Source organism: Paenibacillus sp. GCM10027626, assembly GCF_042676285.1.
Taxonomy (GTDB): Bacteria; Bacillota; Bacilli; order Paenibacillales; family Paenibacillaceae; genus Paenibacillus_Z.
In genome coordinates this window covers 14338-38859 of record NZ_JBHTHC010000031.1, presented here as the reverse complement: position 1 = coordinate 38859, position 24522 = coordinate 14338, and the positions used below count along the sequence as shown (strand labels likewise).

23 protein-coding genes are annotated in these 24522 nt (G+C 46.0%); 5 read left to right on the top strand and 18 right to left on the bottom strand.

Annotated features, from left to right (window positions below; all coding sequences use genetic code 11):
- Positions 1 to 68: 68 nt before the first annotated feature.
- From ACFQ0N_RS34720 to ACFQ0N_RS34695, 6 genes are read right to left on the bottom strand one after another with little or no spacing between them, the layout of a single operon-like run.
- The gene (locus ACFQ0N_RS34720; protein WP_379334703.1) at positions 69 to 1253 is read right to left on the bottom strand and encodes an endo-1,4-beta-xylanase; all 1185 of its coding nucleotides are present in this window, start codon (positions 1251 to 1253) and stop codon (positions 69 to 71) included.
- Positions 1250 to 2110: a carbohydrate ABC transporter permease gene (locus ACFQ0N_RS34715; RefSeq protein ID WP_379334702.1), complete on the bottom strand. Its 861-nt coding sequence runs from the start codon at positions 2108 to 2110 to the stop codon at positions 1250 to 1252. Before ACFQ0N_RS34715 ends, ACFQ0N_RS34720 begins: the two co-directional genes overlap by 4 nt.
- Positions 2107 to 3009: a carbohydrate ABC transporter permease gene (locus ACFQ0N_RS34710; RefSeq protein ID WP_379334701.1), complete on the bottom strand. Its 903-nt coding sequence runs from the start codon at positions 3007 to 3009 to the stop codon at positions 2107 to 2109. The genes ACFQ0N_RS34715 and ACFQ0N_RS34710 overlap by 4 nt, the downstream gene beginning before the upstream one ends.
- Before the next feature lie 7 nt (positions 3010 to 3016).
- Complete coding sequence (locus ACFQ0N_RS34705; protein WP_379334700.1) at positions 3017 to 4339, bottom strand: ABC transporter substrate-binding protein; 1323 nt, start codon at positions 4337 to 4339, stop codon at positions 3017 to 3019.
- A gap of 33 nt (positions 4340 to 4372) precedes the next feature.
- Positions 4373 to 5581 (bottom strand): SGNH/GDSL hydrolase family protein, encoded by a 1209-nt coding sequence (locus ACFQ0N_RS34700; RefSeq protein ID WP_379334699.1) that lies wholly within the window; start codon positions 5579 to 5581, stop codon positions 4373 to 4375.
- Complete coding sequence (locus ACFQ0N_RS34695) at positions 5578 to 7335, bottom strand: glycoside hydrolase family 2 protein (protein WP_379334698.1); 1758 nt, start codon at positions 7333 to 7335, stop codon at positions 5578 to 5580. The genes ACFQ0N_RS34700 and ACFQ0N_RS34695 overlap by 4 nt, the downstream gene beginning before the upstream one ends.
- Before the next feature lie 226 nt (positions 7336 to 7561).
- On the opposite strand from ACFQ0N_RS34695, the gene ACFQ0N_RS34690 reads away from it, so the two are divergent.
- Together ACFQ0N_RS34690 and ACFQ0N_RS34685 are read left to right on the top strand one after the other, a co-directional pair.
- The gene (locus ACFQ0N_RS34690) at positions 7562 to 8491 is read left to right on the top strand and encodes an ArsR/SmtB family transcription factor (RefSeq protein ID WP_379334697.1); all 930 of its coding nucleotides are present in this window, start codon (positions 7562 to 7564) and stop codon (positions 8489 to 8491) included.
- A gap of 508 nt (positions 8492 to 8999) precedes the next feature.
- Entirely contained in the window at positions 9000 to 9983 is a 984-nt protein-coding gene (locus tag ACFQ0N_RS34685) for a GNAT family N-acetyltransferase (protein ID WP_379334696.1), read from the top strand.
- A gap of 384 nt (positions 9984 to 10367) precedes the next feature.
- Here the strand turns inward: ACFQ0N_RS34685 and ACFQ0N_RS34680 are convergent, their stop codons facing one another.
- A complete protein-coding gene (locus ACFQ0N_RS34680; RefSeq protein ID WP_379334695.1) occupies positions 10368 to 10799 on the bottom strand; it encodes an SMI1/KNR4 family protein in 432 nt (143 codons plus the stop codon).
- Between the two features lie 207 nt (positions 10800 to 11006).
- Between ACFQ0N_RS34680 and ACFQ0N_RS34675 the strand changes: the two genes are divergently transcribed.
- Positions 11007 to 11285, top strand: coding sequence for an ArsR/SmtB family transcription factor (locus ACFQ0N_RS34675; RefSeq protein WP_379334694.1), 279 nt, complete (start codon positions 11007 to 11009; stop codon positions 11283 to 11285).
- A gap of 68 nt (positions 11286 to 11353) precedes the next feature.
- Positions 11354 to 12526, top strand: a complete 1173-nt coding sequence (locus ACFQ0N_RS34670) for an MFS transporter (protein ID WP_379334693.1) — start codon at positions 11354 to 11356, stop codon at positions 12524 to 12526.
- Between the two features lie 133 nt (positions 12527 to 12659).
- On the opposite strand, the gene ACFQ0N_RS34665 is transcribed toward ACFQ0N_RS34670, so the two are convergent.
- The 8 genes from ACFQ0N_RS34665 to ACFQ0N_RS34630 all read right to left on the bottom strand — a co-directional run bounded on the left by ACFQ0N_RS34665 (position 12660) and on the right by ACFQ0N_RS34630 (position 18247).
- Positions 12660 to 13238 (bottom strand): TMEM175 family protein, encoded by a 579-nt coding sequence (locus ACFQ0N_RS34665; protein WP_379334732.1) that lies wholly within the window; start codon positions 13236 to 13238, stop codon positions 12660 to 12662.
- Positions 13239 to 13403: 165 nt separating this feature from the next.
- Positions 13404 to 14141, bottom strand: a complete 738-nt coding sequence (locus tag ACFQ0N_RS34660) for a class I SAM-dependent methyltransferase (RefSeq protein ID WP_379334692.1) — start codon at positions 14139 to 14141, stop codon at positions 13404 to 13406.
- Positions 14142 to 14212: 71 nt separating this feature from the next.
- Positions 14213 to 14995: a prolipoprotein diacylglyceryl transferase gene (lgt, locus tag ACFQ0N_RS34655; RefSeq protein ID WP_379334691.1), complete on the bottom strand. Its 783-nt coding sequence runs from the start codon at positions 14993 to 14995 to the stop codon at positions 14213 to 14215.
- Positions 14996 to 15056: 61 nt separating this feature from the next.
- Positions 15057 to 15857: a M56 family metallopeptidase gene (locus ACFQ0N_RS34650; RefSeq protein WP_379334690.1), complete on the bottom strand. Its 801-nt coding sequence runs from the start codon at positions 15855 to 15857 to the stop codon at positions 15057 to 15059.
- The gene (locus tag ACFQ0N_RS34645; protein WP_379334689.1) at positions 15854 to 16285 is read right to left on the bottom strand and encodes a BlaI/MecI/CopY family transcriptional regulator; all 432 of its coding nucleotides are present in this window, start codon (positions 16283 to 16285) and stop codon (positions 15854 to 15856) included. The genes ACFQ0N_RS34650 and ACFQ0N_RS34645 overlap by 4 nt, the downstream gene beginning before the upstream one ends.
- Positions 16286 to 16385: 100 nt before the next feature.
- The gene (locus ACFQ0N_RS34640; RefSeq protein ID WP_379334688.1) at positions 16386 to 17276 is read right to left on the bottom strand and encodes an alpha/beta fold hydrolase; all 891 of its coding nucleotides are present in this window, start codon (positions 17274 to 17276) and stop codon (positions 16386 to 16388) included.
- Positions 17273 to 17896: a TetR/AcrR family transcriptional regulator gene (locus ACFQ0N_RS34635; RefSeq protein WP_379334687.1), complete on the bottom strand. Its 624-nt coding sequence runs from the start codon at positions 17894 to 17896 to the stop codon at positions 17273 to 17275. Before ACFQ0N_RS34635 ends, ACFQ0N_RS34640 begins: the two co-directional genes overlap by 4 nt.
- 69 nt (positions 17897 to 17965) lie before the next feature.
- A complete protein-coding gene (locus ACFQ0N_RS34630) occupies positions 17966 to 18247 on the bottom strand; it encodes a hypothetical protein (protein WP_379334686.1) in 282 nt (93 codons plus the stop codon).
- 330 nt (positions 18248 to 18577) lie between these two features.
- Here ACFQ0N_RS34630 and ACFQ0N_RS34625 point away from each other — a divergent pair, with 330 nt between their 5' ends.
- Entirely contained in the window at positions 18578 to 21358 is a 2781-nt protein-coding gene (locus ACFQ0N_RS34625) for a putative Ig domain-containing protein (protein ID WP_379334685.1), read from the top strand.
- Between the two features lie 159 nt (positions 21359 to 21517).
- Here ACFQ0N_RS34625 and ACFQ0N_RS34620 read toward each other — a convergent pair whose 3' ends face one another.
- The 3 genes from ACFQ0N_RS34620 to ACFQ0N_RS34610 form a co-directional block, all read right to left on the bottom strand.
- Positions 21518 to 21991, bottom strand: a complete 474-nt coding sequence (locus ACFQ0N_RS34620) for a hypothetical protein (protein ID WP_379334684.1) — start codon at positions 21989 to 21991, stop codon at positions 21518 to 21520.
- A 222-nt stretch (positions 21992 to 22213) separates the two neighbouring features.
- The gene (locus ACFQ0N_RS34615) at positions 22214 to 23242 is read right to left on the bottom strand and encodes a hypothetical protein (RefSeq protein ID WP_379334683.1); all 1029 of its coding nucleotides are present in this window, start codon (positions 23240 to 23242) and stop codon (positions 22214 to 22216) included.
- A 78-nt stretch (positions 23243 to 23320) separates the two neighbouring features.
- Positions 23321 to 24364, bottom strand: coding sequence for an ankyrin repeat domain-containing protein (locus ACFQ0N_RS34610; protein ID WP_379334682.1), 1044 nt, complete (start codon positions 24362 to 24364; stop codon positions 23321 to 23323).
- Between the last annotated feature and the right edge of the window lie 158 nt (positions 24365 to 24522).

Sequence of the window (24522 nt, the reverse complement as noted above, 5' to 3'; positions counted from 1 at the left end):
TTACATATCCCCTTCGTGTATATAGATAACAAAGGCAATCCATTCAAAGCATACCCTTATTTCATTTCTTAAAATTGTGTAACCGCATAGAAGGCTGGCTTCGGCAGTTGTTCCTCATCAAACAACAACGGCCAGTTTTTTCTGTTTTTTACGGGCTCATTATCAAGCCAGGATAAATCGTCCGCAATGCCCCACAAGGTTATGCCCGTCACTCTTCCATGTCCTTCGGCTTTAGGTGTAGAATAGTTTCTTGCAATGTTGAAGATCCCGCCGTACATGACCGCCTGAATGTTAGCAATCGTTTCCGGCAGCTCATCATACACTTCATCTGTAGAGCCGTATGGATAAATGGAGATATCCAGCTCTGTAACTTGAACATCTAGTCCAAGCTCTGTAAATGCCTTGATGCTGTTCTCAAATTCATCCATGATGAAATCGCCCAAATAATAATGGCCTTGCATCCCAATGCCGTCAATGGCAATGCCATCTGCCTGCAATTCCTTAATTAATTTCACGGCTGCTTCACGCTTTGCTGGAATATTTAAGCCATAGTCATTATAGAAAAGCGTAATATCCAGCCCTAGCTCCTTTCTAACCCGATCGGCTTCACGGAATGCTTCTTTTATATAGTCAATACCGGTTAGTGCGTACCAATCGCCTGTTAGTGTACCTGTCGCCTCCTTCCCTGTTCGATAGAAGTTGCCCGAATCGACTTGAGCCTGGGTTGGATTATCTGCCAATGCTTCATTCACAACATCCCATGTATAGACGGATTCCCCGTAATGCTCGATAACAGCCGCAATATGTGCACGCATCCGATCAAGCGCCTGTTCCTCCGTCGTTCCTTCCGATAACACCCAGGCAGGCAATGCGCGATACCATACTAAGGTATGACCTCGAACAAGTTTGTCATTTTTTTTGGCATAATCTATGATTTCATCAGAAGCAGCGTATGAGAATCGGCCTTCCTCAGGCTGCAATGCCGACCATTTCATTTCATATTCCATCGATACGCTGTTATAGTGATTCATCAAATCGGAGTACGGCTCAATATAACCCGTTTTAACGGCTGCGCCTATCGGGAAATAATCGGCATAAACGTCTTTGAGCAGCGGCACTTCAACCTGTTCGGGTACCTTCTCCACTTCAGGCGACTGCTCCACTTGTTCTTGATTTGCCGAGCAACCGGCTATGAGTACGGCGACGCCGATAAATGCCTTGGCAACGCCAAGCCTGACATGCCTTAGTCTCATTCTTTAATCCCTCCTACTGTTAGTCCTCCAATGATGTATTTCGTTAAGAACATGTACACGAGCAATAAGGGAATGACCGTTAAGAATAACCCCGTGTAAATGGCGCCGATATCGGTAGCAAAAATATTCGTTTTTAGCAACTGCACGAGCATAGGCATCGTATACTTCTCTTCTGAGCTGATCAGGATAAAGGGCATCAAATAGTTGTTCCACGAGCCCACGAATGAACCGATTCCCAGCGTTGCCAGCGCCGGCAATGAAATCGGCAGAACGATTTGATTAAAGGTGCGAAATTCACTGGAACCGTCCACTCGTGCCGCTTCTAGCAATTCCTTGCTTAGCATAGATGCGTAATACTGTCTTAAGAAAAATACGCTGGCTGCGGATGCGATGGACGGCAAGATGAGTGGTGCATAACTATCCAGCCAGCCAAGCTGCAGCATAAATTGATAAAAGCCGATGATCCCTAATTGACCCGGTATCATGATGACCAGCAGAATCGTCACATACAGCCATTTCTTGCCCTTGAATTGATAAGTGTGGAAGGCAAAAGCCGTCATTGCGGAGACATACAAGTTCAACAATGTAGAGGTCGCCGCAATGTAAAAACTGTTCCATAGCGCTCGGAAAATATCGAGTTCTCTGCTCACCAGCGAGTCATAATTCATGAAAAAGTGCGTCGAGAACCAGAATGAAATGGACTGTTGTATGTCATTCGTCGACCGGGTGGCATTCACTGCCAGCATATAGAATGGAAATAAACAAGTGACGGCAAAAGAAATTAACACAACATACACGAATAATGTACTACCGTATACCGTCCATGATTGTTGAGAGAGTGTCCGCTTAGTACTCATGTGTTTTTGGCTCCCATCATTTTGAACAACGCGAAGCTGCATGCAATGGCAATCAGCATCAGATAGACCGATCCAGCTGCAGATCCGCTGAAATTGTTATCGCCAGTGAATGCGAGCTTATACGTATACACTGCGATCGTCGTGGTCGCATTCAACGGTCCACCATTGTTCAGCAGGAACGGGATATCGAATACTTGCAGGCCTCCAACCAGACTGGTTACTAATGTGTAAAGCAAGATCGGTTTGATCAGAGGAACCGTAATTCGGAAAAACATCTGCCTGCTCGTCGCGCCGTCAAGCATCGCCGATTCATACAAACTGTTGTTGACACTTGTCATACCTGCTGCAAGCATGATCGTTGTCGGCCCAGTCCAAATTAAGAATTGAATAAAGCAAACCAGCAGCCGGGTCGCCCATTCATCTCTCAGGAATTGGAACGACTCCGAGACAAGTCCCAATTCTTTGAAAATGATAGTAAACGTGCCGAACGGGTGAGCAAATAACGTGCCAAACAATAGCGCTACAGATGCGGCCATAATAATATTGGGCATATAAAAAATGACTTTGAAAAATTGCTTGCCCCGGACTTTAATATGCTTGCTCGCAAATATAGCCGCAAATAGCAACGCAAAACCTAGCTGTGGGATAAAATTAATGATCCACATGATCGCGGTGTTATACATGGAGTACCAAAAATACTCGTTCCCCCACAGCCAGGTGTAATTCTGAAAGCCTACAAACTGAAAATCCTGGTTCATACCCTTTACATCAGTAAAACTGAGTCCAATCGTATACATCATCGGATATAGGTGGAACAAGAAATACGCCAGGAAGAATGGTGCGATAAACAAATAGCCATAATGATCATATTTCATCCATCTCCGTTTTGGTTTGACCATAATATCCTCACTCTGTTTGAACATCTGGATAGGATGCTTTTACATAAGACTTAAAACGTTCATATAGATCCGACAGCTTCTCGAACCCTTGATCATGAAGCGCGTAGGATATGGCAAGTTCGCTAAAGATCCCACCGATCGAGTCATCATAAATCGTCACATTCTTCGCGGAGATATTGTTAGCGATTTCAGCAAGCAATTCATAATGATTTTGACCCTGCAAGAAGTCATCTGCGAATTGATCCTTCACAGCCTCAACCGTCAATTTATTGCCCGAAAAATCCCCTGTCTTCGTGGCCCAAGACACCAAATAGTCTTGATCGAACATCAAATATTCCAGCAAATGCTTAATCTCATCCTTCTTAGTGCTTTGGCTTGTTCCTGCGAACCAAGTGCCGCCGTCATAGTACTCAGCCGGTCCTTTAATAACGCCCCAGTCTCCGCTAGAGTCGTATTCACCATTTTTGGCATTCGCCTTTAAGTGGTAATCAAGTCCCCACGCTGCAAGAAAATATCCAAATACCTTGTCACCAGAAATATCCGTATACCAGCCGCCGCCTGCTGAATATTCAATCGTCTCATTACTGTACCCTTTATCTTGCATCGTGCGAATTTGATTCAGATAAACGTCCCATACCGGATCTATTTGCAGTTGCTGATCCTTCACCCAGCCATCTGTACGCAATGCCTTAAATACTTTCTGAGTCGCATTTAAGTTGGACACGATGCGACGGTCCCCATTTTGCTTCAGCTCTTCGGCAACTTCCAGGAATTGATCCCAGTTCGACAGCTTTTGTTGGACAAATTGTGGTGAATCGTCTCCCCACAATTCGTTAGCCATGCTTTTGCGATAGAAAAATGCTCCAGGCGCTGCTTGACTCGAGAGAGCATACAAGTTGCCGTCAGCCGCAGTTCCGATATCAACCGTATAGCCATACAGCTCAGATTTTGCTCTTTCATTCAAACCAAGCTCATTCAGGTTGAGCAGCATGCCACTTTCAACATATTTCTTCACGAACGAAATTTCGAGCGCGACTACATCCGGCAGGTTCTTGCCTGTACGCAGTGCTCCGTCTAGTCTTGTCTGAAATACTTCTAGTGGGTAGACCTTTACATCCACCTTTTTATCTGGATACTTCGCCAAATAATGTTGCGTAATCGCTTTCTCTGTCGTGTCTGAAAATGTCCAAATAACGAGCGGTGCGTTGGGATCAGCTGTTGTCTCTATTTTGCTGACTTCCTCTTTAGTCGTTGTTTCAGCATTGCTGCAAGCAGCAAGGAAAACGATGATGGCCGACAACATGATGCTAATGAACACATTGCGTTTCATAAAATACCCCTCTCTTATTATTAAAGTTTGATGCTAAAACTCTTCTAGCAGCGTTTTTAAAATGACTTGAGCATATATTCGATGCATAAAATCATTCGGGTGATTCACATTGTTCGCAGCTACATCACGAAACGCTTTCTTACGTAGGATTTCAAAGCTGACCGTTGTCACATCCGCAAGCGCAACTTGAACATATTTTTGCTCCAGTTCTTGCAGCACTGAAATATAATTGAATTGATTGACAAGCATCCCTTCCACTTCGGCATTTGGCAGCATCGTAGATACAATTATAAATTCAGTACGTGGATTTTCTGACTGAACTTGCTGAATAATGGACTCGATGTTCGATTGATACGTTAGAGGGTCAATCATTCCTGATACCCCATCATTCATTCCGAATGCAATAATGACAAGATCGGGATCTTCATTTTTTATTTTTCGAATTTGTTCCTCTTCTGCTCCCCATTGACTTGTCATACCACCGACGGAATAATTCGATGCATTAATGAATTGGTTATCAAAGTAATGTTCAAGATAATCTGTAACCATCTCATAGTAAGTCGGAGCAAACGGCGGAATATTACTGTATTGATATCCAGAAGCCGACCAGCCTGCACTGATTGAATCTCCAAGAAGTACGATATTTACTTTTTCTTTTGACTGTAGTTTCTGTAATGTATTGGAAAGCAATTGGGCTTTCGATTCAGGTTTGTTCACAATCGAATCGTTGATGGGATGACGATATGTAACCGCGATTTGATAGTCAGTCAATCCACCCAGACCGTGATGAGCTTCCGTTTTTATCGTCCCTCCACCATTAGCCAGCTTAAAATGCCTGCCCTCATCATACTGATCAAAGTAGTATTCATCATAATTCATAGCCAAGTCCCGATAAATATCTCCATCTTTCATAATGACTAGCTTACCTTGATCTAAAGCATAATCTTTGCCTTCTACATACTTGTTAATGAGTGAAAAATCTCTCACGCTGACTACTTCCTCAATTGGATACAACAATGACAATGGCGGCATATCTCCGTGTTGATCTTTCAAAATCATAACGCTTTCATTGTAAATCACGTCATGATCCCAAATCGGCTGGACGTACTTTAACAGGTCATATTTATCTAAATCATTCTCAGCACTTCTGTTAGCTGCTTGGCCGCTGCATGCAGTCAGCATGGTCAGACTAATGATGAGAACCAGCGAAATTGCATTTTTTAGTTTTCCGTAAGGAATCACAATATCCCGCCTTCATTAATTTGCCGAATTCTTTGGGGATCCACTTTATAAGTACGATTCATCGTTACAAGCCCGTTCTTCTCTTGTTCAACATCCGAGAATTGCGTATAACAATAACCGCACATATACTCTAATTTTTTTACCGCTTTCACAAGTGAACCAAATTGATCATAGAACTGTTCTTGGCTGTCCGCCGCGCTGTAACCCCAGTCATTTTTTTTCATATCACTCTTAAAGCCGCATCCGCCGAATTCGCTCATGATTACGGGTTGATCTTCATACACATAGCCTTTGCTAAACACAGAATGCTGGATTAGCGCCGTACTTTTCCTGGACATTACCATATCCAGATCTTTGTACATCTCATAGAGCTTGTAAGCATCTTGCTCATAGTGATGGATGCTTACAATGTCTGTCTTGGCATGCTCCCAGCCATCATTCGCAATAACCGGCCGCATCGGATCGAATGCTTTCGTTAAATAGTAAAGTCCATCCACAAATGCCTGCATCTCCTTGTTGTGCTTTACGCCTCTAATTCCCCAACTTTCATTGAAGATTAACCACGTGATGATAGATGGATGATTATAATACTGTCTGATAATGTCAATCCACTCTTTTGTAACCCTTTCTTTCATATTGTCATTAAACAAATGCGGGGACGGCATTTCGCACCAAACGAGCAATCCAAGCCGGTCTGCATGATATAAGAAAAGCTCGCTCTCGATCTTTTGATGAATGCGAAGTCCGTTGTAGCCCATCTCTTTGATCATTTCAAGATCCTTAATCATCGCATCTTCATTCGGAGCAGACAACCCAGAATTCTCCCAATATCCCTGATACAAAACAAGTTTCTGGTAAACAGGCATTCCGTTCAAACAGAGCAATCTTCCTTCTTGCTTGAATTCACGGAATCCAAAATAGCTTTCGACTTCATCCACTACAACGTCATCTTGTAAAAGCACAAGCTTCACATCATAAAGCGAGGGTTTCTCCATTCTCCAGAACTCGACCTGATGTTCCTCATAAAGGGAGACGAGGTCAATACCGACATGTCCGCTCTGAGTAATGTGATCCAGCTTAATCTTCTTTTGCAACCGATTGTCCCTTAAAATTTGAATTTCCAGACTCACATTCTTTTGTTTTTTATTTAGGAAATATTCGAAATTTAATACATACTCGCTTACGACCGGCGTGAATTTAATTCTCTCAATATGCACTTCTTCCACAAATTCCATCCATACGCTCTTCCAAATGCCTGTGGTTTGCACATACCAGCAGCTATAGTTGTTTGGCAACCACCTTTGTTTGCCTCTAGGCTGCTCAATATTAAAGCTATCTTCCACCTTGACGACGAGTACGTTATCACCTGCGGTTACGTATTCCGAAATATCAAAGCTGAATCTTGTATATGCACCGTCATGACGACCAACGTAATGGCCATTCATCCAGACCTTGGCTGTATAATCTACGCCATCAAAGTGAAGGATGCATCTTTTTTGAAGCTGCTTTTTATCCAATACGATTACCTTTTGATACCACATATTCTCAAGCTCTTCTTGTTTGCCAATACCGCTCAAGGATGCCTCGATACTATAAGGCACCATAATGGTCTGATCTGCAATAAAGCCATGATAAAGCTTATGTTGTTCCCCTTTACTCTCCTGATCCTCCCTAAAGCCCCAGGCTCCGTCTAAATTTACGTAACTATTTCGCCTTAACTGTGGGCGAGGATAGTTCATCTTGAAGTTATTCATTAGCGAGACAGCTCCTTTTTCTATGCATTGTCATCAATATATTATAGTGATAGAATGAAAACAATAACGAATTTTGATTTTCACAGAATTTACAGGCATTGTACAATATTAATCGAAATTTAAAAAGGAGACTGTCAGGGCTTATTCCTGAAGGTTGACCGAATAGGATTCGAATGGAGAGACTTCGTTTTTCAGGAAGTCGATACAAACGGAAAGAGGTGCAATGATGAGCAAATCTATTTATCTAGATTTAGGTGATGATGATCAGCTTGAAAAAATTGCAGTTGCACTTAGCTCCAAGGTACGCAGAAAAATGATTCGATTATCGACAGAAGGCAGCTATTCGGTAATGGAAATTGCACGAAAACTTGGCCTTTCGATGTCCACCACATCTTTTCACCTTAAATATTTGAAGGATGCCGGTCTGGTTGAGATAATGCCCAGTCCGGCAAGCAGAGGAAATCAAAAGATCGTATTCCAGTCCTTATCAAACATCTCACTGGACCTGCAGCTTTTTTATCCTCATATAACATCGACGCAAACCATCGAAATTCCCATTGGCTGCTATACTAGCTTCTCTGTAGAGCCGACATGCGGGTTAGTGAACTCCAATGGCTTGATCATTGGTTATGATCATCCTGAGGCGTTCTATTCACCTCAACGATTCGATGCTCAATTGCTGTACTTTCGCAAGGGATATGTCGAATATTGCTTTCCAATTCGGGATCCGCAAAAAAGAAGCATCTCATCTGTTTCCATTTCGCTCGAAATTTGCTCCGAATGTCCGATGTCTAATAACAATTGGAAGTCGGATATCACATTTTGGTTAAATGGCGTTCAACTATGCACATACCATAGTCAGGGGGATTATGGAGATCGCAGAGGGAAAAACACGCCTTCTTTTTGGCCGGCCAATGGGACGCAGTATGGGATGCTCAAAACAATTCGAGTAGATATGACTGGTACTTATATTGATGAAACCTTTGTTTCCCCGAACTCAATTAAAGATTTCAAGTTTATATCGCCTGTGGTTGATCTTAAGATAGGTGTATTAGACGACGCTAAATATGTGGGTGGAGTGAACTTGTTTGGCAAAGGATTCGGCGATTACGATCAAGATATCGTTGTGCAGGTTACTTATAATACTACTCAGTAAGAAGTGATTATGGGGTGATTAATGGCTGTTCAATTCTTTAGGTTTGCTTCAATGTTTGGTTATCGGTGTTCTACCAATTTCTCTCCTTCCTAAATCCGGATTCGAGAATGAAGCAAGACTGCGCTCCACTCGTCTCTTTTTAATCTTAAATCGTCAGGATTATAAGCTTCCAACTACCCAGGCCCTTTTTCAGGGGTCTTTTTCATTTTCAGGAGGGTTGTAAGAATGCGAACCATCAAGACATAGCAAAACCTTGACGTCCTGCGCCGCGACGCAGTTCTCCCGGACGATCCTCGATCACGTCGCCAGCACCTCTGCCAACTGTAAGAATGATTCCTAAACTTAATATGCAACTGATTATGTAATATAGGATTCGGTATTGTCAGGAATCTCGGTCTCGATCACCATTCCGCGGTCTTCGTTAGTTATAACCAAACTATACCATGAAAGGAAAGGAAGGGCGTGAGATAATAACAATGTGAAAATAGAGCGGAGGTGTCGAGGAGTTATGAAATATGTGATTCGTAAGCTGCGTCACCCGGACGATTATGCGGCCGTGGCGCCGCTTCTCAATCTAATCTGGCCGGAGCCAACGACAGCCGATCGTCTTCGCGAAGACGAGGACAAAATCCCTCCAGGTCAGTTGCATTACAACGAGGAAGGCAAGCTTGAAGGTTGGGATCGTCCCAAATGGGTCGCAGAGGACGAACACGGTCAAGTCGTCGCCTATGCGATCGCATGGAGAGCACCCTGGACGGATCCCGGAACCTTGATCCATACCCTTGTCGTTCACCCGGAGGCCCGGGGGAACGGAGTCGGCGGAGCTTTATATGCCGTGCTTCTGGAATGGGCGTTGGAAGTCAAAGCCTCTCGTCTAATCGATAACATGAAGGAGTCGGACGAAATGTCGATCGCTTTTGCGGAGCGCCGCGGCTACGCCAAGGAACGACACTCCTTCGAATCCGTTCTGGATCTGGAATCATTCAGATTCGACGAGAAACTAAGCGCGTCCATCGATGAGGCGGAGCGTAATGGCATTCGCTTCGTGACGTTGTCGGAGGAGCCCGGCGAAGAGAACGAAAGAAAACTTTATGAGCTATATAAAGTCACACACCTCGATATCCCGGGCTACTCCGGCGATTACCCTTGGTTCGAGGAATGGAAGAAATGGAGCCTCGAGCTGCCGGGCGTCCGCCCGGAATGGATTCATATCGCCAAAGACGGGGATCGTTACGTCGGTGTTGTCACGCTGCAGCATAACGAACAAACGCAAGCCATGTACCACGAGTACACCGGGGTATTGCCGGAATACCGCGGGCGCCGAATCGCGCTCGCCTTGAAGCTGCTCGGAGTGCAATCCGCGCTTGCGAATGGAGCCCCCTACCTGAGAACGCACAACGACTCGATGAACGGCCCTATGCTACACATCAACCGTGACTTACTCGGATTCCGGGCGGAACCGGGAAACTACAAAATGGTTCGCGAGCTTTAGTCCGCACGTACGACGAAGGCACCCGATAGGGTGCCTTTTACCGTAACGAAAACCCATGGGTCGACTTCAATGTTCATTGAGCCACGAGGGCATCCAACCGCACGTTCAAGTTGTGATCCCGCAGCGCATCTCTCATCAATGACTACGGACTGGATACCTTTGACCGTAAAGCTATCGGGGTCCTTACCTCGCTCTAGCCGTTGCAGAACCGAAGCCAATCAATTTCTTTGATAAGAGGGAGCATAAGCTTCACACACCATAGTATTAGCCTCTTAATCGGTAGTATTTCTCCGCATCATGTGTTGACCAGTCCCAAAATTTCACACCCTGACACGTAATGAAACGATCAAACCACAACTCAAAATTCATTTGTAAGGGTCGAGCCTAAAAAAAACTGTCAAGCTGTCCTTTGACCATTAAGTAATTATTATTGCCTTCGTTATATGCTTTAAGATTGATCACAATGTTATCCTGATAAATGTAAGCAATTTTCAAGTACCCATCATCTGGCTCTTCATAAGTAGCGTTCCATATTTCTTGCCATAGATATAAGTAAGCCTCCCCGCCATATTCAGGATGGTCGAATAAAGAGCAGCCATTACATATTTTGAGGAAATTAAAATAATCTTCCGGGAGTCTATACCCTAGAGAATTCTGAAATTCAATTAAATCTTCTTCTTTTGCAGGTGCGTTGAATCTACATGTGGCGTCTGTTCGATAACCCTCTTGTAACTGTAATTTCAACAATCCTTTGGCTTCATGAAGTCTTTGTTTGAGGGAGGTTATGGTCTTTATGATTAATTCTCCTTGTTTCATTACGTCCTCCTTGTAGAGTAACAAATACTTATTTGAACCGTTCTAACTTATCTCAACTATCTTTAACTAATAACGTGTATACCAAATGATTCCATATCAAATCCTATAAGTCCTTTATTAAAGGGGAACTTTACAAATCCACATCTTCATGCTACATTATTTCTACAAATATCGAAATACAAATCATCTTCAGGAGGCTCAGGCGGCATGAAAGAACCCAAAGATCAGCAGCAGGCAGTCAAAATTTATAAAGCGCTTGGAGAACCTACCCGGTTCAAAATCGCCCTGCTTCTAAAAGAAGAAAGCGACCAATGCTGCTGCGTTCTGGGAGATAAACTGCAAACAGTAGCCATCTCCACTCTGTCCCATCATCTGAAACAAATGGCAGGGGCCGGGTTGTTGACCTCACGTAAAGAGGGAACCTATATATATTACAGCTTGGACGAGGAAGTCGCTGCCAAATATGCTCCATACCTGCTGGAGTAATTTTTTTGATTCTTATTTCGATATTTTTAGAAATATAGTACTTCAAAACATATTGGGAGAGTGAACCTATGGAAAGCACATGGAAAGTATACATTCTAGCCCTGATCAGTTTTTTGGTTGGAACATCCGAATATATTATTTCCGGGATTTTGGACCGGATCGCAGAGACACTGGGGACCAGCGTTGCAGCAGCAGGCCAGCTCATTACGGTCTTTTCCCTTGCCTATGCAGTCGGTACACCTATTCTGATGGCGCTGACAGCCAAAATGGACCGTCGTAAACTTCTTCTGTATTCACTTGGCCTCTTTATTGCGGCCAACCTGCTGACATTTATTTTACCCGGCTTCGGCCTCTTCATCGCCGCGAGAATCATCATGGCTTTAGGTGCTGGTATGGTCGTCGTTACCGCACTTAGCATTGCCGCCAAAATCGCACTGCCCGGCAAGCAAGCCAGCTCAATCGCCACCGTCATCATGGGCTTCACCGCATCGCTCATTATCGGTGTTCCGCTCGGTAGAATGGTAGCCACAGCTTTTGGCTGGAAAGCGGCGTTTCTCGCAATCGCAATTGTTGGTGTACTCGCTATGTTTGTGATTGCAGCGGCAATTCCACGTATGCAAGGTGACAAACCCGTCCCTCTGAACAAACAATTTGCTTTGTTAAAAAATCGTCAGGTATTGGTCGCTTTAGCGATTACTTTTTTCTGGTTGGGCGGTTATTCTCTTGCATATACTTATATCTCCCCTTTTCTGCTTCAGGTATCTCATTTAAATGATTCCATGCTTAGCGCAGCCCTGTTTGTGTTCGGCATTGCCAGCTTGGTTGGTTCTAAAGCCGGCGGCTACAGCGCAGATAAACGAGGCATCATATTCACGCTGGCTTCAGGGATGCTGCTTCATATCATTTCGTTGATTTTGCTTTCCCTTGCCGGACAGTCGGTCATTGCCATATTCGCCACTCTGATCCTCTGGTCTTTTGCAGCTTGGTCATCCGGTCCAACCCAGCAATTTAACCTGGTTTCGCTTTTCCCCGAATCCTCAGGCGTCATGTTGAGTTTGAACCAATCCATGATGCAGCTTTCTATGGCTGTCGGTGCAGGAGTCGGCGGGCTGATCGTTAACCATGTTTCCCTGGCTTCCATTACCTGGTTCGGCGCACTCGGCGTACTCATCGCCGTCATTGCCACGTTTATTTTATCCAGCATGGCATCACGACATTCGGCGGTACAACCGGCGGATTAAGAACTAGCGGAGCTATCGGGGGAAAATGCGAAAGGAGCATGTCCTGGCAGCTCCTTCGTTTTTAAAGAATTTCAAGGACTTTGTAATAGAAAAGCTCTTCGAAACCCGCTTCACGCGAGAATCGAAGAGCATGTTAATGGCCTCGTAAAGCGTGCTCGATTCGCTTATCCGGTAAAAACCAGACCACGGCAACAAGTACGAAAAAGAAGCCGGATATCCAAGGACTTACATATGCGGTCAAGACCGCAAACAAATAAAGCAAGGGAGATAATTTCCCCTTCCAGTTTTTTCCCATTGCCAGTACGAATGCGGAATCACTGGAATGCTGGCTAATAATCGCGCGCTGAAGCAGCCAATACGCGAGTGCCGCAATCATCAGAATAATGCCGTACAGCGCCGTTGGCGTAGCTGCAAAATGGCTTTCCCCCATCCAGGCTGTCGTGAACGGAACAAGGGATAACCAGAAAAGAAGCAACAAGTTAAGCCACATCAACCGCCCGTTCATCTTTTGAACCATGTGGAGCAGATGATGATGATTGTTCCAGTAGATGCCGACATATACGAAACTGAAAATGTAACTAAGAATCTTAGGGCCGAGTTGGGCCAGTGCCTGCCAGTCATGCCCTTCTGGCACTTTAAACTCCAATACCATGATGGTGATGATAATTGCCAGCACACCATCGCTGAAGGCCTCCATACGATTTGCTTTCAGAGTGCTCCACCTTCTCCTCGCTTCGTGTTTTTTAGCCTAATCTGACAAAAGTAGTTTTGCATAAATTTCTTTGGCTTGTCAAGAAAACCTTTATTCATAAGAACAAGCGCCGCGAGACGAAACACCCAACTTTTGTCTTAATAGCCAAAAAACCGCCGCCATCCCTTATGCTAAGGTCTCAGCGGCAATTAGAAGAAACATTGGGCGGCGAACCTCTTCTTGCCAGGCCGGATTCTTGTCCAGCATGTCTTGAGTCGGTTGAAGTTCGGAAAGCTTCTTAATACGAAAACCGGCTTCTATTAGTGTATTCGCATAAGTGGCAATAGTTCGATGGTATTTAATGACGTCATCATCAAGAAATCTTGCATGCCGGGAGCCTTCATTATGGTAGTTGTCAACAGGCCAGTGCAGCTTCTCGCCTTGCGGGCCGTAGTACCAGTCTTGCGCAGCAATTGCAGTAAATATCGGGTGTTCAACAGAGAACACGAAGGTACCCCCAGGTGCGAGACAGTGATACACCTTCCGGAAGATGATGTCGATGTTCTCTATATAGTGGAGTGCAAGAGAGCTTATTGCCACATCGAACTCCCTCTCCGTAAAGCTGATGTCTTCGATCGCAAGACGTCTATACTCGATATGCGGGTCGTCAGTCATAGCACTGGCTTGCGCTAACATTTTCTCCGAAAGATCTATACCCACCACCGATTGCGCATGATGTTCACGCGCATAGCGGCAATGCCAGCCATAGCCGCAGCCTAGATCGAGAACCTTTTTGCCGCGCAATTCAGGAAGCAATGCACGAAAGGCCGTCCATTCCCCAGCAGCATCCAGTCCACCGATTGACCTAGGCATCTGACTGTATTTCTCAAAGAATCCCGAGTCATCATATTTGTTTTGTTTCACAATCTGTACCTCCTAAAAAGTACTTGCTAGAAGTGTTCGCTTCACAACATAAGATCGCTTATAACTTTAACTTAAGCCGAAGCTTGAACCTTTTGCCGCTCGCGTATGTGAAGAAAGACCATCACGCACATGCTGACCGCAATCACACTGAAGCTGGTCCACTGACCGGCTGTCCAATGGAAGGCATAATGCGGTGAATCGCCCCGAAGCCATTCCAAGCTAAACCGCCCGAACGAATACATAATATTGTAGGCCAGGAACAGAAACCCGGTTGTCCATTTCCTATTTTTCAACAGGAGCAGCACGGTGAAAATGATCAGATCCCACTGACTTTCCAATATTTCCGCCGGCCACAACGGCTGGGAGCCATATGTATCATAAGCCGCCGTTCCTTCCCGGTAAACCATGCCGAAACCGAGTCCAGTCGGGGAACCGAATGCATCTCCGTTCAGAAAACAGGCGATTCTGCCGATCGACTGGCCCAAGACGATTGCCGGAGCTAATAGATCAGCCAGCTCCCAGAATGATAAGCGATGCTTCCTTGTATAAACGATCATAGCAATAAAACCGCCAATCAGCGAGCCTTGAATCGAAATCCCGCCATTCCAGATCGCTGGAATTTCCATTAGATGCTTCGAATAATACCCCCACTGAAAAAAGAACACATGCCAGACACGCGCAGATACAATCGCTCCAACAAACAGGTAGGGTACCAAATTCAATATATGCTGCCGATACGTTGTGCCTGCAGCCAAGTAATGAGCCATCCCCAGCGCCAGCAGCGCGGCCAAAGCTGTCACAACCCCATGCGTATAGATAGGGAAATCTCCAATGTGAAATAATATAACGCTCAATCACTTATCCTCCCTCTATTAAACTACAGTTCGTAGTATGATTAATGAAAAAAATAGGGGGTTATGAATCCCCACCCAACATCAATAGCAGCAGCAGCGAAAGGGAAATCAGCAAAGGCCTAAGCAAAGCCACCTTTACCTTTACTGTCTTGTTCGGCTCAAGAACCTGTGCAATACGATAATGCATGGTCGTCGTGGCGAAATGAACGGCAGCTTCATGCTGGCGGCTAGGTCTCAACTTCGACAGCTTCAGAAGTACGCTGGCCAAAGGTAGCTCCGTACGCATGTGACGAATTGCAAAGCGATCGGCGAGAAGCTCCATCCAGGTTTGATAGTAGCGAAAGATTGGGCTCATGATCGGAAAATACCCGAATCCTTCCGTCAACAGCCTCATAAGTAACAACTTCACATTATCGCGATTACGGCAATGATGCCATTCGTGCAGCACGATCGCCCTCACCTCATCGTCACTGAATATGTCGAGAACAGCAGACGAGACAACGATTGTCGGCCGCCGTATGCCAATCGTCAGCGCGACAAACGCTTCATCCCTCACAACAAGGATATCCGTGCGAAGGCTGCGGTATTTATAGGCAAGGCGCTTTGTTAATTTTACATGCTGGCTGGAGCGAAAGTGCTTATGCCATTTCCATGATAAATACGTTTGGGTGAGGATCCGCCAGATCATTCTTATAAGCGTGTACCCGATAACGATACTGACTATGCTGTAATTGACAATAGCACTTTGCAGCCCATCGTCTCTCGTTAAGCTCACGATGTACATGGACATCTGCACGCCGATCAATATAATGAAGACGACCATCAGCGCGTAAATCCATTTCAGCTTGACCGGCGGGTTCATGGTTTCTTCCTCTTTTTGATTTCGCTTAATTTGCGTTCGAGCTTCGCAATCAGCTCTTGATCCACATCTTCAAGCGCGTTGATCATGTGGCTTACGACCAGACTCCCATATTCCTGAATAAGCCCCTGAGACAGCACCTTCATCTGTTCCGAGAGAAACTGCTCCCTCGTCTGCACCGTGCTAAATCGCGCCGCTTGAGTTCTGCCGCTGCCAATCAGTACTTTCGACAGGTGGCCTTTATCCAGCAGCCGGTTCATCACCGTCGTCACCGCATTAATCGAGATCGGATTGTCCTGATTAAGGATCGACTGCACTTCCTTGATACTCATCCCCTCGGAAGACCAGAGAAGGTCCATAATTCTCGCTTCAAGCGGCCCAAAAAAACGATTCAGTCCCTCTTCGCCCACGTTCAGCTTTTTGATCTTCATACCGTCACACCCTTCTACACCACACATTGTAGTATAATGATTTGAGAAATGTCAATATTAGGGGTCTCATAAGGTGATACAAACCCCGTTAGGCTGTTTCCTAAAGGGGCCGCAGCACGAATTCGCGAATGGCCTCATTCACAGATGCTTTTTGCTCCAGTATCAAACAGTGTCCGGCTCCGTAGATCGTGCAAATCGTCGAGTTGGGAAGCGATTCGCTGACGCGTTGTTTCACTTGCTCGGCATCGTAAATTTTCTCCTCGTCGCCCACAAGGAACAGCACCGGGGCCGACAGTTTGTTCCAAGCCTCTTTTTCAATCACTCGAGGAACGACCGGCAGCTGCGAGCGGCCATGCGAATATGCGGCAATGATCATATCCATCACATGCGGCGGAAGCGAATACCCCTTCGAGCAGAACCAATTCCATGCCCGGCGAATTCGGCTTGGCTTCGGGAACAGCATCGCGGGATATACTTTGATGAGCAGTTTTCCAAATGGCGCCGGCAAAAAAGTGGCCACCGGGGCAAGCAGCGCCAACCGCTTAATCCGTTCAGGCCGCGCTACCGCATAATTCGAGCAAAACCAGCCGCCCATCGAGTGGCCTATGAAGTTTGCCTTTGCAAGCCCCAGAGCGTCTAATACTTGATCCATCCAACGGACAGCATCTTCCGGAGTGCGTATCCGTTTAACAGCTTTACTTTTGCCGAAGTCCCCTGGTGCGTCTACGCAATAAATACGAAAGCCGCTTAGCGCTTCGACAGTCGGGTACCACAACGCAGAATTACCCGTCATACCGTGAAACATGAGAATGGGCTCTCCCTCTTCGGGACCGCTCGCGATCAAATGACAGGGACCGAATTCTGTCTGGATCTCCATCGTGTCATACTCAGTAGGCCAATATTCCATGAGCTGTTCATAAGCTTCCATAAAAACACGAGACCCGGTTTCGCTTTTGAAAACGGGTAAATAATCAAGTGCTGCGCTTGTCATATCAATCCCTCCGGACCTGATGGCATAAGTATGGACCTGCAAACAGACTGAAGCAGTTCGAATTGCTTGGCTAGTTCGATTCGTTCCGATCCGGTGATGATACTTTCCAAGAAAATGCCGTCCAAAAAGGAAACAAGCCAATGAACGAAGGTATCAACAGGCTTGGAAGGATGAAATTCGCCCCGTTGGATCCCGTTCTGAACCAAGGCCAACACGCTGCCGTACACCGCCCGATGACGCGCATCAATCAACGAGCGGCGCTTCTCATCCCTGCGGCCTACGATAAAATACTCGTACATACAGGGTGCTAGCCCGCCCTCCACTTCCCTGGAGCGCCTCTCCTGTTCGCTGAAAAAGCGTTCAAACGCTCCCCAAGCGCTTACCGGCTTATCCGGCACGAAACTCGCTGCCATCTCCTCAAATTGACGGTGCAGCAAATCAAGAAAGACATCTTCTTTATTGGAGTAATAAAGATAGACGCCGCCGAAGCTTCTCCCAGAGCACTCGACAATTTCCTTCATGGAAGCTGCTTCATATCCCTTATCTATAAAAACGGTTCGAGCTGCCTTCAATATATCCGTACGAACGGCTTCTTTTTGCTGTTGCGTGATTTTGGGCATAATTCGGTTCCGCTCCTCTCGAAATAAAACGAGATCATTCTCTTTTATTATAACGAGAGCACTCTCGTTTTACAAGCAGTATTGTTCCTCCTTGGGATGAACCCATAATTGAAAAATTTCCATAAACCGACCATCACTTTGAAAAAATTTTCGGTCTAATTCGTTAAAAATTGTTTTCCAAGGATACAGGAAATCCCTATTTGCAATAGAATACATTATCATTGCAATATGCTCCTCTTTTTCTTGTTTTGTCATTTCAACTTCATCCGATACTGTGTACCCGTCATTTTTCAAGTCAATTCGAACCAAAAATTCGTGGTCAATGATAGTTGCCTTTCGCAGGTTTAGCATCCAAACACCCCTTAATACCGATTCGAGTAGTATTTCAGACATATATCATATTCTAAGGGGGTCTTCAAACTTTTTTCAGGGGAAAAATGGGGGTTCGGAGCAGCGCGGCGAAATGCCTCGGAAGATATGCCATCTCGCAATCCATATATTCATCCCCTCGTTCATTATTTCACCATGTCATCGCAGCTTAATTAACCAGGTATACACGAACACAGTGAATGGCCGTGATTTTTGAAATACTGCCTGTGAAGTGCAACAGTTACAACAACAGATTCTAAAAAAGGTGAGTTCTCAATAGGATGAGTATTATTAAGGGAAGGGGAAACCATTATGGTTTATCTATTTCGAAGAGCACTTGTTGTAGTGCTATCGATCTGTTTGCTTTTCACTTCGTTCCATGCGGTATTCGCAGAAGTGAAGAAAGAAATTCCTGCTGATTTAAAATCTTCCTGGGCTTCGAAGGTACTACAGGAGTGGTGGGCGAAGGAATGGATTCATGGCTATCCGGATGAAACATTCCGACCGGACACGAACATTTCGCGAGCGGAATTTATTACGCTGGTAAATCGGGTGCTCAGCTTGTCGGCACAAGCCGATATTTCATTTCGCGACCTTCATCCCGGTCACTGGGCATACGATCAAATCGCTATCGCCTTCCATGCCGGTTATATGAAGGGTTATAAAGATGGAACGGTTCGTCCCGATTCCGCCGTGAGCCGGGAGGAAGTTGCTTTTATGGTTAACACTTTGTTGCAATTGGATTTGGGCAAAAGCAACGTCTCGAAGTTCAAAGATGCAGCGGGTTTTGCTAGCTGGAGCAAAGCCGCGATCGGCGCGCTTGCGGCCGAAGGCATCCTGTCCGGCTACCCTAACGGCATGTTTCGGCCTGAGAATAAGATTACGAGGGCGGAAGCGGTCGTTGTCTTGAACAACGCCATGCAATATGCGGAGAAAGTACGTACGAAAACCTACGATAAGACAGGGGTGTATGGAACCGCGTCCGGCGTACCTTCGATCGTTGGAAGCGTTACCGTAGCCTCATCCGGCATTACGCTTCAAAATATGTTGATTCTTGGTGATCTTATCATTGACGGGACTGATGTCAGCGGGAATGTCACCCTCCAAAATGTGATCGTACGCGGAAAAACACACGTTTACGGTGGCGTAAGCCAGGTAAATGTCGTCGATTCCACACTTGAAAGCTTAGAGGTCTGCATGAAAAACGATTCCGTTCGTATCGTGGCGGAAGGCACCACTGATATTCATCGAACCGCTTTATGTTCAAGTGCTGCTTTGGAAGAGAGGCAATTGACCGGAGGCGGTTTTCATGAGGTGAGCTTGGTGAAGGAAATGTCGAAAGGTTCCGTTGTCGAACTAATAGGTGCCTTCGATTCCGTTATCGTGGATGCGTCCGGGGTTAAGCTGCTGCTTGAGCAAGGCACAATTCAGATGGTTACTTTCGGCAAGGATTCTGGCGGCTCCAATGGAAGCGTCGGCAAAGATACGACGGTTGTGCATCTCGTACTGGATGCCGTTGTTTCGATGTCCGGGCAAGGCATGATTGATACTGCAACGTTAAATTCAGGCGCAGCTGGGTCCAGCTTCGAACGTAGGCCCGGCAAAGTCGACGGCTCACAAGGAAGCAGCATTGTGGTATCTTCCAGTGTCGGAGGAGGGGGCGTTATAGTCATAGTGCCGAGCGTCGATACGACACCGCCAAATTTTTTGCCGACGTACCCTAAATGGGCCACGGAATCTGAGACTACCGTGCAGGTACTTTCAAAGGCGAACAAACAAGGGCGGCTTTATGCCATTGCGGTTCTTCTGAATGAACCCTCGCCAACTGCTGCCCAAGTGAAAGCCGGTAAAAACAGCAACAATAGCAATGCACTTTCGTTCTCGCAAATCCCTTTTGCGGCTGATGCCGAGATTATTCTCCAATTAAACGGCCTGACAGCTGGAACGGACTATGATATCTATGTTGTTGCGGAGGATAACAACGGGAATATCCAGTCACTTCCAACCAAGGGAAGCGTAAAAACAAGCGGAGTCGCTCCCCTCAAGTTCGTCACGACTAGCTTACCGAGCGGGAAGGTAGGCATCGCGTATGCCCTGACGATCGAGAGCTTGGGCGGGATCGGAACGCGGTCCTACGCTCTGACGGGCGGCTCTTTGCCCGTTGGGATGTCGTTTTCTTCCAAGGGGGTTTTCGCAGGGACACCCGTTTCGGCAGGAACTTACTCGCTCACCCTTCGGGTGTCGGACGAAAAATCGGCAAGCGCCGACCAAACCTTCTCGCTCGTGATCGATCCGCCTGAACCGCTTAAGTTCGTCACGACTAGCTTGCCGAGTGGGAAGGTGGGCGTCGCGTATGCCCTGACAATCGAGAGCTCGGGCGGGATCGGAACGCGATCCTACGCTCTGGCCGGCGGCTCTTTGCCGGTAGGAATGGCGTTCACTTCCAAGGGGGTCTTCACAGGGACACCGCTTTCGGCAGGAACTTACTCGCTCACCCTTCGGGTGTCGGACGACCAATCGGCAAGCGCCAATCAAACCTTCTCGCTCGTGATCGATCCGCCTGAACCGCTTAAGTTCATCACGACTAGCTTGCCGAGCGGGAAGGCGGGCGTCGCGTATGCCCTGACGATCGAGAGCTCGGGCGGGATCGGAACGCGATCCTACGCTCTCGCCAGCGGCTCTTTGCCGGTAGGGATGGCGTTCACTTCCAAGGGGGTTTTCACAGGGACACCGGTTTCGGCAGGAACTTACTCGCTAACCCTTCGGGTGTCGGACGAAAAATCGGCAAGCGCCGATCAAACCTTCTCGCTCGTGATCGATCCGCCTGAACCGCTTATGTTCGTCACGACTAGCTTGCCGAGTGGGAAGGCGGGCGTCGCGTACGCCGCCCTGACGATCGAGAGCTCAGGCGGGATCGGAACGCGATCCTACGCTCTGGCCAGCGGCTCTTTGCCGGCAGGGATGTCGTTCACTTCGTCGGGGGTTTTCGCAGGCACGCCAACTATGGCGGGGACTTACTCCTTCATCATTAAGGTGACAGACAGCCAAGGGGTAAGCACGACTCAAAGCTTTTCCTTCGTGGTCAATCCTTAATAAAGTTTACTCTACCAAGACGCATTAGGCTTCAAGCTGAGATTTCAGATAACGTTCTTGTATTCACGACGTCGATCCCCCTTAGATAACTCTTATCTTAAGGGGGATCGATGTGTCCGCCGGTGCTACTTGATGAATTACTTATATAATAACCGTTTGTCAGGCACCATTTGACAATAATTTGCCTTTGCCTGCTATAACCATCGCGCTCTTGTAGAATGCTGCGTACTCTTGTACCGGCAATGTGAACTTGTCCCCGGTCAATATTCCGGAATAACCGCTCAGTACATCGTATAATCCCAGATGGAACCAATCACAGAGCATGGAGTGGAAATTATAGGAAATCATCACACCGCTGACGGCTTCTCGGATAGATTTAACTTCCGTTCTGGTTATTCCGCATGTCTCCAAAGTACGAAGCGTCTTTTCCCTGTCTTCCCCGTCGTGCACGGTATCCAGGAATTCCTCCAATAGGAGCCCCCAAATGTCGACCCGTTTGACGGCAGGTATGGCGTTAACTTCGGCAAATTGCCGCAATTGTTCTTTGTATGCATGCTCTACAAAAAGAACTTCGCCGTCCGTTGTCCGAATCTCCGGCGGAAACTGTCCCAACAATACTTCTTGTATACTCACTGCGTGCAAGACTCCCGCCGGGTAAACAGACGCCGCTCCAAAAGGATAGGTTGTAAACTCGATGCAATCGTCGTGGAAATGAACCAATGGATCCCCTCCTTTTCCAGAACGCGATGAAGCTTATCAAACGTCATAACAGGCGAAAATTGGTGAAAACTTCGGCGCGGCGCATAACCGCCAACAGCCTTATTGGCCGTGTTGAATTTTTGCATAGTGGATAACTCATCGGACGCTGCCCCATTTTTGAAAACCCAACTTTAATAATGATTCTTGTATTTCTTGGTCTACTTTGCTTTTGGAAGTCGCAAATTCCACTTCAGACAATGCACCTGGAAGTTTCTGATTGATAAAGGAATCAAAATCGATTGCCGTTTTGAAAATGCGAAGCTTGCGCAGCAAAGGCAATTGCTCCATTCCCGTCACATGAGTCAGGCCTTTACAATTCGTAATGGATAGCTCCTCCAGTACCTTCATCTCCCGGTCAAATCCGATCTCTTGCAGCTGGATTTGATCCTCGATCACAAGGCTCGTGAGAGCCCGGAAGGCCGTAATATTAGTCAGGTCATGAAAACCGCGGACTCTTGAGATCTCCAGGTCCTCGATTTCATTCTCTTCGATTTCCTGAATATGCTCTCGACCTCCAAGCAAAATGCGGAGGTACTTCAACTTCTTCAGACGGTTAATAAAATGCAACGGTAATTTACTGATTGAATGCAGCGCCAGATAATTCAAACCCTCCAGATAGCCTATAGCATCAAGGTTTTTCACCTTGCCCCCGACATGCAATTGTTCCAAATGAGAGAACTCTTTAAAATATTGCAGGTTGAGGATCTTTTTATCCGAGATAATCGATAACTCTCTTAGAGACCACAGCGAGTCTATTCCCAAAATCTCCGAATTCTCCAGCTCATATATGCCTAGGTTCAAACTGTACAAGTTATCCAGTGTGGCCAATGCTTCGGTGTTATGTGCCTGGGTGAGGCAATTGAGCTGCAGCATTTTGACATGAGGTATCCGCAAGAGCGTATGACCATCGAACGAGAGGGAGTAGTGGCCGTAGAAACGTACTCCGAAATTTTCATCCCAGCGCGCACAAAGCTCATCCACTTCCTCCAAAATGGAGCCATAAAACTCCGGGTGAGAGAACTGGACAATCACTTGGTTGCCGCCGCGCAAGTCCTGCTCGATCTGAGCCCGGTCCAGCTCAGCAGGATTGTTGATCAAAATCTTTCTTTTCCATCTCTTCCCCATTCTTAAACCCTCCTGTTTGTCGTGGATCACAATTCGAAAAAGCAAGACCGTTTCGTTCAGAGTTATACTTACAACATGTTAATCCATCATATTAACAATCGCTTTGTTTTCACATGCTTTAGCTAAATCCATAGGTGTCTTCCCATCCTGATCTGCAGCATGAATGTTAGCACCACGTTTTAATAGCGTCTCAATAGCGGCAACATTTTGTCTACTAATAGCTCTATGCAAGGCCGTTTGTTTATACTGGTTTCTGCATTCAATATTAGCTCCATGATCCAACAGGAATTTAATCCCGACATCATTATTAAAATCCGCAAAGCTATGTAGAGGAGGGAATGGTTTCTTCTCCTGGTTCACATCACAGCCCAACTTTAAAATGTCTTCTAGCAGAGCTTCATCTTTACAACGAAGAGCAATCCCAAAGCCCTTCTTTTTTACCTCTTTTTGATAAATATCCGGAAATTGTGCATAAATACATTTCACAATATCACTAGAGTGTTCAAAAGCAATTTCAAGCGGTGTTTGAGCCAGAGCGCGTTTCCCTACGTTTGCTCCCGCCTCGGCTATTAGTCTAAATGCCTCTAAATTGTTGTGTTTGCTACAAAACTGCAATGAAGTGCCGCTATATTGAAGAACCTTGTCCAAATCGGATTTTCTCGCGTTGGTTACCAGCTCTTTAATCCTTTCCATGTCATTCATATAACACGCAAATACTAATGTATCCTTAATCTTTTCGGCCTTTAACGATTTCTGTAAAACTTCTTTTCTTTCCTCCTCCTTTGGTTCCAAGCCATATCTCTGGTAAATAACTAACTCAAAAACATCCGAATCAAAAAGTTCAGGATTCATATCCTTCACAATGCAATGCTCAACTAATTTACCTGCGTCTACTCGGATACAAAGAATGCCCTTCCCTGACATTAAATCCATAATTTCTTTCATATGCTTATCAAAAAGAGCAATCGTGGTCTCACCGTCATATGAAACTTCATTTTCTATAATTGCAAAGTATCCGCTCGTAAATGAATTGTTAGTGCCTGAAATTAAGTATATATACGTTCTTCCGCTTAGCACAGGTTCATGGATAATCGCATTGATCAAATCTTCAAGGTTGTTCATAGATTTATGCCTCCAGCAATGAGTCCTCTAGCGTTAAATTTTGTTAATCTTACCGTAAAAGGGGATGGTTTTCAATAGTGAGTTTAAGTTATTCAACCTAGGGCTAAGATCAAGTTTCCGTAATGTACAGAAGGCCGTCGAGTAATCGGCGGCCTTTC